The organism is Staphylococcus sp. URHA0057 (assembly GCF_000620265.1).
GTDB lineage: Bacteria > Bacillota > Bacilli > Staphylococcales > Staphylococcaceae > Staphylococcus > Staphylococcus pasteuri.
This window is the reverse complement of record NZ_JHVS01000015.1, coordinates 19,508-31,705: the sequence shown is the minus strand read 5'-3', so window position 1 is coordinate 31,705 and position 12,198 is coordinate 19,508. Positions and strand designations below refer to the sequence as shown.

Annotated in this window: 13 protein-coding genes and 2 tRNA genes; 14 read left to right on the top strand and 1 reads right to left on the bottom strand. The window is 30.2% G+C overall.

What is annotated here, in order from left to right; translation table 11 throughout:
• The first annotated feature begins 30 nt into the window (after nt 1–30).
• The 11 genes from N524_RS13440 (at nt 31) to fumC (ending at nt 8,618) form a co-directional block, all read left to right on the top strand.
• Nucleotides 31–105, top strand: a tRNA-Gly gene (locus N524_RS13440).
• Nucleotides 106–141: 36 nt separating this feature from the next.
• A tRNA-Leu gene (locus N524_RS0108900) sits at nt 142–224 on the top strand.
• 223 nt (nt 225–447) lie between these two features.
• Entirely contained in the window at nt 448–1,512 is a 1,065-nt protein-coding gene (locus N524_RS0108895; RefSeq protein ID WP_017638024.1) for a PTS transporter subunit IIC, read from the top strand.
• A gap of 115 nt (nt 1,513–1,627) precedes the next feature.
• Nucleotides 1,628–3,088 carry an ABC transporter substrate-binding protein/permease gene (locus tag N524_RS0108890; protein ID WP_029056293.1) on the top strand — a complete coding sequence of 487 codons (1,461 nt, stop codon included), beginning with the start codon at nt 1,628–1,630 and terminating at the stop codon, nt 3,086–3,088.
• A complete protein-coding gene (locus tag N524_RS0108885) occupies nt 3,081–3,803 on the top strand; it encodes an amino acid ABC transporter ATP-binding protein (protein ID WP_029056292.1) in 723 nt (240 codons plus the stop codon). The genes N524_RS0108890 and N524_RS0108885 overlap by 8 nt, the downstream gene beginning before the upstream one ends.
• A 142-nt stretch (nt 3,804–3,945) precedes the next feature.
• Complete coding sequence (queG, locus tag N524_RS0108880) at nt 3,946–5,076, top strand: tRNA epoxyqueuosine(34) reductase QueG (RefSeq protein WP_029056291.1); 1,131 nt, start codon at nt 3,946–3,948, stop codon at nt 5,074–5,076.
• Nucleotides 5,077–5,547, top strand: coding sequence for a tRNA (uridine(34)/cytosine(34)/5-carboxymethylaminomethyluridine(34)-2'-O)-methyltransferase TrmL (gene trmL / locus N524_RS0108875; protein ID WP_017638028.1), 471 nt, complete (start codon nt 5,077–5,079; stop codon nt 5,545–5,547).
• Nucleotides 5,548–5,728: 181 nt separating this feature from the next.
• The gene (locus tag N524_RS0108870; protein ID WP_017638029.1) at nt 5,729–6,328 is read left to right on the top strand and encodes a 6-phosphogluconolactonase; all 600 of its coding nucleotides are present in this window, start codon (nt 5,729–5,731) and stop codon (nt 6,326–6,328) included.
• A gap of 27 nt (nt 6,329–6,355) precedes the next feature.
• Complete coding sequence (locus N524_RS13435; protein WP_017638030.1) at nt 6,356–6,532, top strand: SAS053 family DNA gyrase inhibitor; 177 nt, start codon at nt 6,356–6,358, stop codon at nt 6,530–6,532.
• 151 nt (nt 6,533–6,683) lie between these two features.
• Nucleotides 6,684–7,076, top strand: a complete 393-nt coding sequence (locus N524_RS0108860) for a hypothetical protein (protein WP_017638031.1) — start codon at nt 6,684–6,686, stop codon at nt 7,074–7,076.
• A gap of 156 nt (nt 7,077–7,232) precedes the next feature.
• Nucleotides 7,233–8,618, top strand: a complete 1,386-nt coding sequence (gene fumC, locus N524_RS0108855) for a class II fumarate hydratase (protein WP_029056290.1) — start codon at nt 7,233–7,235, stop codon at nt 8,616–8,618.
• A gap of 59 nt (nt 8,619–8,677) precedes the next feature.
• On the opposite strand, the gene N524_RS0108850 is transcribed toward fumC, so the two are convergent.
• A complete protein-coding gene (locus tag N524_RS0108850; RefSeq protein WP_029056289.1) occupies nt 8,678–9,508 on the bottom strand; it encodes an RluA family pseudouridine synthase in 831 nt (276 codons plus the stop codon).
• 179 nt (nt 9,509–9,687) lie between these two features.
• Here N524_RS0108850 and N524_RS0108845 point away from each other — a divergent pair, with 179 nt between their 5' ends.
• The 3 genes from N524_RS0108845 to xdrA all read left to right on the top strand — a co-directional run bounded on the left by N524_RS0108845 (nt 9,688) and on the right by xdrA (nt 12,159).
• A complete protein-coding gene (locus tag N524_RS0108845) occupies nt 9,688–10,800 on the top strand; it encodes a GAF domain-containing sensor histidine kinase (protein WP_029056288.1) in 1,113 nt (370 codons plus the stop codon).
• A 20-nt stretch (nt 10,801–10,820) separates the two neighbouring features.
• On the top strand, nt 10,821–11,444 hold the full coding sequence (locus N524_RS0108840; RefSeq protein ID WP_029056287.1) for a response regulator: 624 nt from the start codon (nt 10,821–10,823) through the stop codon (nt 11,442–11,444).
• 250 nt (nt 11,445–11,694) lie between these two features.
• The gene (xdrA, locus tag N524_RS0108835; protein ID WP_002452105.1) at nt 11,695–12,159 is read left to right on the top strand and encodes an XRE family transcriptional regulator XdrA; all 465 of its coding nucleotides are present in this window, start codon (nt 11,695–11,697) and stop codon (nt 12,157–12,159) included.
• Nucleotides 12,160–12,198 lie beyond the last annotated feature (39 nt).

The following is a 12,198-nucleotide window of genomic DNA, read 5'->3' as shown; positions in this document are numbered from 1 at the left end:
TCCTATCTTCCGCTCCAAATTTTATATTAAGCGGGAGTAGTTCAACTCTTAGAACACATTCCTTCCCGGAATGAGGTATAGGTGTAAGTCCTATCTTCCGCTCCAATTACTTCAAGGTGGGAAGTTTTTTCTTTATATTGAGCCGGCGTGGCGGAATTGGCAGACGCGCGGGACTCAAAATCCCGTTCCTTTATGGAGTGTCGGTTCGATCCCGACCGCCGGTATTATATAAATACCTTATGTATTGTGAGTGAAAATGTTGTTCAACCAATGTTTTCACTCTTTTTTTATACTTTTAGATATTTTAAAGAATAGAGGAATAAATACTAATGATTTGAAGAATTTAAAACGTTTAAAAATATTGTCTTATCTTTGTTAAAAAGTGTGATTGTAGTAAAAAGAGTTTTATAATATGATAATTCTAACATTATTAATTGGAGGTCTATAATGAGTAATACTAGCTCGAAAATGGGTAGTAAAAGTTTTTTTAGTAATATTTTAAATGCAGTAGGGGCAGGAGTAGTCATTGCATTATTGCCAAATGCTTTACTTGGTGAATTGTTGAAATTTTTTAAAGATGGTAACGAGCTGCTTGAAAGTATTTTTAGACTTGTTACTGTAGTACAATCATTCATGGCTTTTATTGTTGGTGTACTTGCTGCGCATCAATTTAAATTTAATGGATCAGGAGCAGCGATAATAGGAGCTTCTGCTATGTTAGGGTCAGGGGCAATTGTTTTTGATGGTCAGACTATCATGTTAAAAGGTATTGGAGATATTATTAATATTATTTTAGTCGTGATTATAGCATGTTTTTTATATTTAATTCTTCAAGGTAAATTGGGATCTTTCGAAATGATTATTTTACCTGTTTTAATTCCGGTAGTCAGTGGAACAATAGGACTCATTACATTACCTTATGTTCAAATTATCACTCATACTATTGGTAAAGTTATTAATTCATTTACTGATTTGAATCCTTTAACTATGTCAATTTTAATAAGCGTAACTTTCTCTTTATTGATGGTAACACCTATTTCATTAGTAGCAATTGCCACTGCTATTAGTTTAACTGGTTTGGGAAGTGGTGCTGCTAATATGGGAATTGTAGCTGCATGCGTAACATTTTTATTTGGTTCATTAAGAATAAATTCTATTGGGGTTAATTTAGTATTATTAATTGGAGCAGCAAAAATGATGATTCCTGTTTATTTAAAACACTTAATTATTGCAGTACCATTGATAATTAACGGAATAGTGACTGGTATAACTGCGTATTTGATTGGAATTAAAGGGACGCCACTTTCAGCTGGATTTGGATATACAGGCTTAGTTGGACCTATTAATGCATTAAATCGTATGTCTGGTGACCAAATGACTAATATTATATTATTATTTGTTGGATACTTTATAGTTCCTTTCATAAGTGGATTTGTAGTCCATGAATTATGCAAAAAATTTATACACTCTTACAATGATGAAATATATAAATTTGAAATTCCAAAAGAATAAATTTGCTTAAAGTGTAGCCTAATGGCTATGCTTTTTTTATGTATTTAAAAATTAATATTGCATATTAATGTATAAATTTGTATAATAATGAATATTGAAAAGGAGGGATGCTTTAATGAAATATATTATTAAAGTATTTTTGGTATTTATAATCCTTGTAGGTTCATTATTGACAAATACTCAAAACAATACTCATGCTGAAGAAAACGATGAACATTGGAAAAAAATCAAAGAAAGTGGAGTATTGCGTGTTGGTCTATCAGCAGATTACGCACCAATGGAATTTGAAAAGAATATAAACGGTAAAACTGAATATGCTGGTGTTGATATTGAACTAGCCAAAAAGATAGCTAAAGATAATCATTTGAAATTAAAGATTATTAATATGCAATTTGATAGTTTACTAGGTGCATTAAAAACAGGAAAAATTGATATTATCATTTCAGGAATGACAACAACGCCTGAACGGGAAAAAGAAGTAAATTTTACAAAGCCTTATATGATGACTAATAATATTATGTTGGTTAAGAAAAAAGAAAAGAGTCATTTAAAAGATATTAAAGATTTTAAAAATAAAAGAATTGCTGTCCAAAAGGGTACCGATCAAGAAAAAATAGCAAAAACAGAGATAGAAAATGCTGACGTGACTTCTTTAAATAAATTGCCTGAAACAATATTATCTGTCAAAAGCAATAAAGCAGATGGAGCTATTTTAGAAAAGCCGGTAGCAGAAGCATACATAAAACAAAATCCAGAACTTGCTTTTTCAGACGTGACATTTAATGAAGAAAAGAAACCCACTTGTATTGCGCTTCCTAAAAATTCTCCCATTTTATTAAAAAAGCTTAATCAAACTATCGATGAAGTCAATGATAAACATTTAATAGATCAATATATGACTCAAGCATCAAAAGATATGCAAGATGATGGTAATTTTTATACAAAATATAAAAGCTTTTTCATTAAAGGTATAAAAAATACGATTTTAATCTCAATTATTGGGGTAGTGTTAGGAGCTATTTTAGGAGCTTTTATTGCGCTTATGAAATTAAGCAAAATTAAACCTTTATCTTGGTTGGCATCAATTTACATTGAATTTTTAAGAGGAACACCACTATTAGTACAAGTTTTTATAGTATTTTTTGGTACTACCGCAGCACTTGGACTAGATATTTCTGCGTTAATTTGTGGAATCATTGCGTTAGTCATTAACGCTTCAGCATATATAGCAGAGATATTTCGTGCAGGTATTAATTCAATTGACAAAGGACAAACAGAAGCTGCTCGTAGTTTAGGCTTAAGTTACAATCAAACAATGAGATCTGTCATTATGCCTCAAGCAATTAAAAATATTCTACCTGCTCTTGGTAATGAATTTGTCACATTAATAAAAGAATCATCAATTGTATCTACAATTGGTGTAGGTGAAATAATGTTTAATGCTCAAGTTGTCCAAGGTATTTCATTTGATCCTTTCACACCATTATTAGTAGCAGCAGGTATGTACTTTATTCTTACATTTACTTTATCACGAATCATGAATTTTATAGAGGGGAGAATGATGGCCAGTGATTAAAATTAAAAACTTAAATAAGAAATTTGGTAATAATGAAGTTTTAAAAGACATTAATTTAGAAATACAGAAAGGAGAAGTTGTAGCGATAATTGGACCCTCTGGTAGTGGTAAAAGTACATTACTGAGATGTATGAATTTACTAGAAATACCAACTAAAGGACAAGTTATTTTTGAAGGTAATGATTTAACGCATAAAGGTATACAATTAGACCAGTTACGCCAGAAAATAGGTATGGTATTCCAAAATTTTAATTTATTTCCACATAAAAAGGTTAAAGATAATATCATATTAGCTCCAAAACTTTTAAAAAAGAGAGAGTTAAATAAGTTGAATAATCAAGCTTTGGAATTACTTGAAAAAGTGGGTTTAAAAGAAAAAGCCGAAGTATATCCAAGTCAGTTGTCAGGCGGACAAAAACAAAGAGTTGCTATTGCACGTGCATTAGCAATGCAACCGGATGTTATGCTATTTGATGAACCTACCTCAGCCCTAGATCCAGAAGTTGTTGGTGATGTATTAAAAGTAATGAAAGATCTAGCTAAAGAAGGTATGACTATGGTTGTGGTTACACATGAAATGGGATTCGCTAAAGAGGTAAGTGATAAAGTAATATTTATGGCTGACGGAGTGGTAGTAGAATCTGGTAAACCCAACGAACTATTTGAACACCCACAAAATGAAAGAACTCAAAATTTCTTAGCAAGAGTTTTATAACTATATGAAAAATAATATATAATTTGTCAATAAACAAGTGAACATTTTGTGTGTTTGCTTGTTTTTTAAATCTGATACATACATCATTAATTACTGATATGTTAGAATAACAAGAGTATATTTTTATTGTGGGGGCAAAATTTTGGATGTAAAGCAGTTAAAACAAGATATCATTGATTATGCGCATACTATTGGTATCGACAGTATAGGTTTTACTACTGCCGATCCTTTTGACGAATTAAAACAAAAACTAGAAGACTATCATGCTAAGGGATATGCATCTGGTTTTGAAGAGTCTGACATTGCACTAAGGACTGAACCCAAATTAAGTTTACCAACTGCAAGATCCATTATTGCAATTGCTGTAGGCTATCCAAATAAACTTAAAGGTGCACCTAAAAGTGTTCGTGGTGATAGACGTGGTATGTTTGCAAGAGCTTCTTGGGGACAAGACTACCATACAATTATGAGAAAGCGACTCGATCAACTAAGTGAGTATATAAGATCAGTTGTTCCAGATGTTGAGATTCAATCTATGGTAGATACTGGTGTATTATCTGATAGAGCGGTTGCAGAACGAGCTGGTTTAGGATTTGTAGGACGAAATGGATTTGTAATTAATCCAGATTTAGGTACGTGGACTTATTTAGGAGAAATGCTTGTTAGTATTCCATTTGAACCTGATGATCCATTAATTGATAGTTGTGGTGACTGTACTATTTGTGTTGATAGATGTCCCACTGGAGCATTAGTAGGTAATGGTCAATTAAATAGTCAAAAATGTATTAGCTTCTTAACGCAAACAAAAGGGTATTTAGATGATCAATATAGATATAAAATAGGTAATCGCTTATATGGTTGTGACACATGCCAACAAGTTTGTCCAAAAAATAAAGGAATCAATACGCAACATGATGATATAGTTTTAGAACCAGAAATATTGAAACCTCGATTAATACCATTATTACAAATGAGTAATAAAGAATTTAAAACAACATATGGGCATTTAGCAGGTGCTTGGAGAGGAAAAAAACCAATTCAACGTAATGCTATTTTAGCTTTAGCACATTTTAATGAAGAAAGTGCTATACCTGAGTTAAAAGAAGTAGCATTAAATGATCCAAGACCTATGATAAGAGGAACAGCATTTTGGACAATTGGACAAATTGATGGTGAAAATGCGCGTGAATTTATTCAAACACATTATCATGATGAATTAGAAGAAGTCCAAGTTGAAATGAAGAAAGGCTTGGAAATGAGGAGAGAAAAATAAATGACAAATCACATTGTTTTATTTCAACCTGAAATACCTGCCAATACTGGCAATATTGCTAGAACGTGTGCAGGTACCAATACACATTTACATTTAATTAAACCTTTAGGGTTTAGTACTGACGATAAAATGTTAAAAAGAGCAGGATTAGATTATTGGGAACATGTTAATATTACATACCATGAAAATATAGAATCATTTTTTGATGAAACTGAAGGAGATTATTATTTACTTACTAAATTTGGTAAACAAACATATAGTGATTTTGATTTTTCAGATACAAGTCACGATCATTACTTTATTTTCGGAAGAGAAACAACTGGGTTACCGGATTGGGTTAAAGAAAAATATCAAGAAACAGCATTACGTATACCTATGAGTGATAAAATTAGATCATTAAATCTTTCTAATACGGCAGCATTACTTATTTATGAAGCTTTAAGACAACAATCTTTCCCTGATTTATCTTAAAAAATGATAGATTAAGTTCAAAGTAGATGAAGGATATTATATCAACATGTTATATTTATTGATGAAAAAATAATATTCAATAAACATAGGTTAGTTTAACCTAAATATAATAAGGGTATAAATGAATTAATATTAACCATACTATTCTATGTATAGCAAACTAAGAGGAGTGTATTTTAAAATGGCAATGAACTTTAAAGTATTCGAAGATAAACAAAGAGTAGCTGAATATACAGCAGACATTTTGAGAAAACAGTTTAACAACAACCCTATGACTATCGCTGGTGTTCACTTAACTAAAGACCATGCACCTGTATTAGATGAACTTAAAAAGAATGTTGAGTTACATGCAGTTGATTTTAGTCAAATTAACATTTTAGATTATGATGAAAATAAATCATACTATGAAGCTTTAGGCGTACCTCAAAGCCAAATTTATTCATTATCTTATAATCAAGATGCTAATGAATTTATTTCTGATAAAATTAAAACAAAAGAAAATAAAGGTAAATTAGTTTTACAAGTAGTTTCTATTGATGAGAATGGCAACCTTGATGTAAGCGTAAGACAAGGTTTATTAGAAGCACGTGAAATTTTCTTAGTTGTTACTGGTAGCAATAAACGCGAAGTAGTTGAAAAATTATATAATGAAAATGGTAAGTCTAATTATGAACCAGCAGATTTAAAAGCTCATCGCATGGTTAACGTTATTTTAGATAAAGAAGCAGCGGCTGGATTACCTGAAGATGTTAAAGAATACTTCACTGCTCGCTTTGCTTAATTACTAAGTGAAAAAGAGGTTCTATGTATGACACAAAATAAAGATTCTAAAACTAATTATCATGAAGAAGAAAATGCTATGGTAACTGATTTAGATGATTTAAAAGATTTAGGTAAAGAAATGGAACAAATTTCTGAGGAAAATGATGAAGATAAATTAAACCAATCACATGATTCAGATGTTCGTTCTGATTTAGAAGAATAATCATTAATCAAGCGCTTGTATTAGCATAGTCTACTACAAGCGCTTTTATTAATTGTATGATATTTTTACAATTTGTATTTCAAAAATGCATAAAATATCTACTTATATTATGATATGATATTGAATAGTCATATATATAAGGAGAACGTGTATGTTAGGAAAGTATTGGAAACATTTAATGATAGCTACGGTCATTATAAGTTTAATATCAATTAAAGCATTTCCATTAGCACTTGGCGCATTATATTTACCATTATTATTCAAAATCGTGCAATTGCAATTGAATCTTTCAAATGGCTTAATTGATGATGTCAATGCGCAAACTTTTATTAAGAGTAATCAATCTGGAATCATTATAAGTGTAATTTGTTGTTTAGCTATAACTGGAATTTTATACTACACATTAAATGATTTTTATAATGGTTTAACAGGCTTCTTGAGAATTTTAATTCAAATAAGTCCAGTTACAGTTATTTTAAGTGCGATATTGTATATTTTAACTGCAATTGCTACTGTTCAAGCAACAAAACAAAAATTTCAATAAAAAAATAATAGAGTCTAGTTTCAACAGTTAAATAAAATTGTTGAAGCTAGATTTTTTTGTAAAATTTTATTATGTAAACGGTTTAGTTCTAAATTGATAAGGTAATTTAAATAGTGATATACTGGTATCAAACAATATAAATAAGGGGAGAATAAAATGTCAGTACGTATTGAACATGATACATTTGGAGAAATTGAAGTACCTGCAGATAAATATTGGGGTGCGCAAACAGAAAGAAGTAAACGTAATTTCCCAGTAGGTAAAGAAAAAATGCCTATTGAAGTAGTTTATGGTTTTGCACAATTAAAAAGAGGTGCTGCATTAGCTAATAATGAATTAGGTAAACTTAGTGATGCTAAAAAAGACGCAATCGTATATGCATGCGATAAAATTTTAAATGGTGAGTTGGACGAACACTTTCCATTAGTAGTATGGCAAACAGGAAGCGGTACTCAAAGTAATATGAACGTTAACGAAGTCGTAAGTTATGTAGCTAATGAATATTTAAAAGAACATAATAGCGATGAATCAATTCATCCTAATGACGATGTTAATAAATCACAAAGTTCTAATGATACATTTCCAACTGCAATGCATGTCGCTTTGTATCACGAAGTTGAAACTAAATTAGAACCTGCATTAAAAAATTTACGTCAAACATTCAAACAAAAAGAAGATGAATTTGAATCTATCATAAAAATCGGACGTACACATTTACAAGATGCTACACCAATTAAATTAGGCCAAGAAATTAGCGGTTGGAGATACATGTTAGATAAATGTGAAACATTACTAAGTGAATCTAAAAAACATATATTAAACTTAGCTATTGGTGGTACAGCAGTAGGTACAGGAATTAATGCACATCCAGAATTTGGAGATAAAGTTGCTAAATTTATTTCAAAAAATACTGGTTATGAATTCGTATCTTCTGAAAATAAATTCCATGCTTTAACAGCACACGATGAAGTTGTCCAATTACATGGAACACTTAAAGCATTAGCAGCAGATTTAATGAAAATAGCTAATGACGTTAGATGGTTAGCTTCAGGTCCAAGAGCTGGTTTAGCTGAAATTTCTATACCAGAAAACGAACCAGGTTCTTCAATTATGCCGGGTAAAGTTAATCCAACACAATGTGAAATGTTAACTATGGTAGCTGTTCAAGTCATGGGTAATGATACTGCAGTCGGAATTGCAAGTTCTCAAGGTAACTTTGAATTAAATGTATTTAAACCGGTTATTTTACACAATACTTTACAATCAATTTATTTACTTGCAGATGGTATGCAAACATTTAATGATAATTGTGCAGTTGGAATTGAACCTATAGAAGAAAACATCAATAAGTATTTAAATCAATCATTAATGTTAGTTACTGCATTAAATCCTCATACCGGTTATGAAAAAGCAGCTCAAATTGCTAAAAAAGCACATAAAGAAGGATTAACGCTTAAAGAATCAGCAATTCAGTCAGGCCATGTAACTGAAGAACAATTTGAAGAATGGATTAAACCAGAAGATATGGTAGATCCACATTAGAGGTATAAAAATTTCAAAAAGCTAGGTTGAACTATATTAATAATCAACCTAGCTTTTATTTATGAGATATCGTCATCTAAACTAACTGAAATGAATTCCTTAGTAAAAGGATGTTGCAGCTCAATTTTGTAGCTGTGTAATTCCAATTGTCTTAAAGTTGAATCACCATATAATGGATCACCAATAACAGGATGTCCAATTTCAGCCAAATGAACACGAATTTGATGAGTTCGACCAGTATCTAATTTAATTTCTAATTCACAAACATTTTCTTTAATCATATTTGATGAAAGTATATGAGTAATAGCACGTTGTCCAGTATTAGAAATACGTTTCTTATTTGGATGGAATTTGTCTTTACCGATTGGTTTATCGATAGTTTGTGGTTTAACTGGTAATAACGCTTTAACATGCGCTTTATAAATTCGTGTGATTTGATTTTCTTCAAGCATTCTATCTAGTATTTTCTTCATTATAGGATTTTTAGCTACAATTAATAAACCAACCGTTTCTTGGTCCAATCTATGAATAGGTTCAACATATTCGCTGTCAATCGTATATATAACATGATTCATTAATGTATTACTTTCTTTTAAGTCATTAGGATGTGTTTTGACACCTTTAGGTTTTAGGACGATTGCAAAATCATCATTTTCATAAAAAACTTGTGCATAACGATAACTAGGTAAATAATTACTTTTCTCATCAGGCGTAGGTATAAATATATGATCACCTGTATGTATTTTATTAGATAATTGGCTAGCTTTGTCATTAATGGTGATTTCTTTAGACATATTTAATAAATGTAAGTCCTTCTTAGGTAACTTCAAATCTTGGAAAATCTCTCTCAATGTATATTGATCATAATTTTCAGGTATTGTAAATTTCATAAAATCCTCCTATAGTTACTATTTATCATATCACAAAATATATGACAGCAATATAAAATTAATTGAAATCACAGTCCTTTAACTAATTGATAATTTAAAGAGTTTGGTGATATGTTTGTTTATATAATCTTAAACGCTATAATAGAATAGATATATATAAATTAAAATCGGAGGTAACTATGGAAAAACCAACACGTTTAGCACTCCTTAAAGAAATTGCTGAATTTTTAAATGAAGAAACAGAAGTGTATAGTATGATGCAAGGAGCAATTCAATATTTAATTGAGGGCAGCGATTTTACAACGGGTTGGATTTTCTTTATTGATGAAGCAGGTAATCACGAATTAGTATCGAGCGTAAATTTACCTGGGGCATTATCAAATAATCAATGTCACTATATGACAAACGGTTCATGTTGGTGTGTGAGATCTTATCATAATGGAAAATTAACAAAAGCATCTAATATTATTAATTGTTCTAGAATTAATTTAGCGAATCGTGCACACCATGAAGAAACAGATGGTATCACACATCACGCGACTGTACCACTAAGATCTGGGGAAGAACAATTTGGTTTATTAAACGTTGCGACACCACATAAAGTCCATTACAACGAAGAAGATTTAGCATTACTAGAATCTGTTGCTTTTCAAATAGGCTCAGCAATAAAACGAATTATGCTTACTGATAGAGAGAAAGAAAATGCTCGAATAAATGAAAGAAATAGATTAGCTCGAGATTTACATGATTCGGTAAATCAAATGTTATTTTCATTAAAATTAACTGCCCATGCAGCTTATGAGATATCAAATGAAGAAATATCTAAAAAAGCGTTTAAAACGATTGAAGAAACGAGTCAAAATGCCGTAAATGAAATGCGTGCCCTCATATGGCAATTAAAACCGGTCGGATTAGAACAAGGTATGTTACAAGCTTTGAATCAATATAGTAATGTACTACAACTTAATTTAACTGTACATGTGGACGGATTAGTAGATGTATCTAATCTAGTAGAGGAAAATGTATATCGCATGGTACAGGAATGCTTAAATAATGTAAGAAAACATGCTAATACTAAAGATGTCGAATTAATATTAAAACAAACTAAAGAAACGCTTATTGTAATTGTTCAAGATGAAGGCAAAGGCTTTGATAATAATCATCAATCCAAAGACAATTCAAATGGTCTTAAGCATCTTCAACAACGAACTGATTTATTAAAAGGACAATTACAAATAGAATCAAAAATAAATAAAGGTACGCGTATTAAAATTGAAATACCTTTGAACTAAGTTTTTAAGGGAGTATAACTATGCATAAAATTATATTAGTTGATGATCATCATATTGTGAGACAAGGTTTAGAATTTTTATTATCTACTGTAGATGATATTGAAGTAATTCAAGGATTTGCTGAAGGAAAATCATTTATACATTATTTAGAGAAAAATGAATTACCAGATATCGTTTTACTAGATTTAGTAATGCCTGATATGAATGGTATTGAAATTACAGAATATTTAAAGAAACATTATCCCAATATTAAAATTTTAGTGTTAACAAGCTATGTAGATGATGAACACGTGATATCAGCATTAGAAAAAGGTGCGGATGGTTATGAAATGAAGGATGTAGAACCTCAGAAACTTATTGAAACAATTCATAAAGTGCTTGACGGAGAAAAAATCATTCATCCCAATGCTAAACGTGTCATCGATACTATGAGTACAAAACCACATTTTACTAATAAGTTATCTAAGAGGGAAACTGAAGTATTAAAAGAAATGGTCAAAGGAAAAACAAATAAAGAAATCGCGAATACATTGTTTGTATCAGAAAAGACTATAAAAACCCATGTTAGTCACATATTTAGTAAATTACAAGTGAGCGATCGTACACAAGCAGCAATATATGCTATGGAAAATAAATTGATTTAATAAATGTAGTTTTAACCACTAAAAATCAAGCTCAATTTTTAATGTAAAAATAACTTTCTAACTATCAATAATGTTAAAAGTTTAATTATTTTGATAATTTTGCCTTTAATAAAAATACCGATAAAACAAAATTGACTCTTTTATTTTCTTTAAAAATATATTAAGATGTAATTTGTGTTTCAAGAAATGTGTATAATTGCAATTTCTTGTGTCCGGATATAAATTCTTTTCAAGAAAGGTAGATAATAGAATGGATAGACAGAGTTTTACAGATTTAATTCAAACAAAATTTAAAATGGTTCGTATAGAAGCAGGATATACACAAGATACAATGGCTCAAACAATTGGACTATCAAAGAAAACATTAGTTCAAATAGAAAAAGAACGCGTATTACCTAATTGGACAACATGTGTTTCTATTTGTGCTTTGTTTAGAGATTCTGATGTATTGAATAGTACATTTGGTTGTGATCCTTTAGAAATCGTACAAACTATTTCTAGAAACCACTGTGCTTACCCAAATCACTCAACTACTAGTGATATTTATTGGAATACAATCGAAACTAGAAGCGGTTATATTCTACAAAGTAATAAAGTAAGCAATATTTATCGTGTGTTAAATCCTGAAAAACAACCTATTTTTGGTACTTCAAAAATGAGAGAAGCAGAAACTTATTTCAATAGAAATGCTAAAGAAGAGTTAGTTCATATTTAATTTCTGTAAAAGTGACAGTAGAATCTTAAAACGATTTAA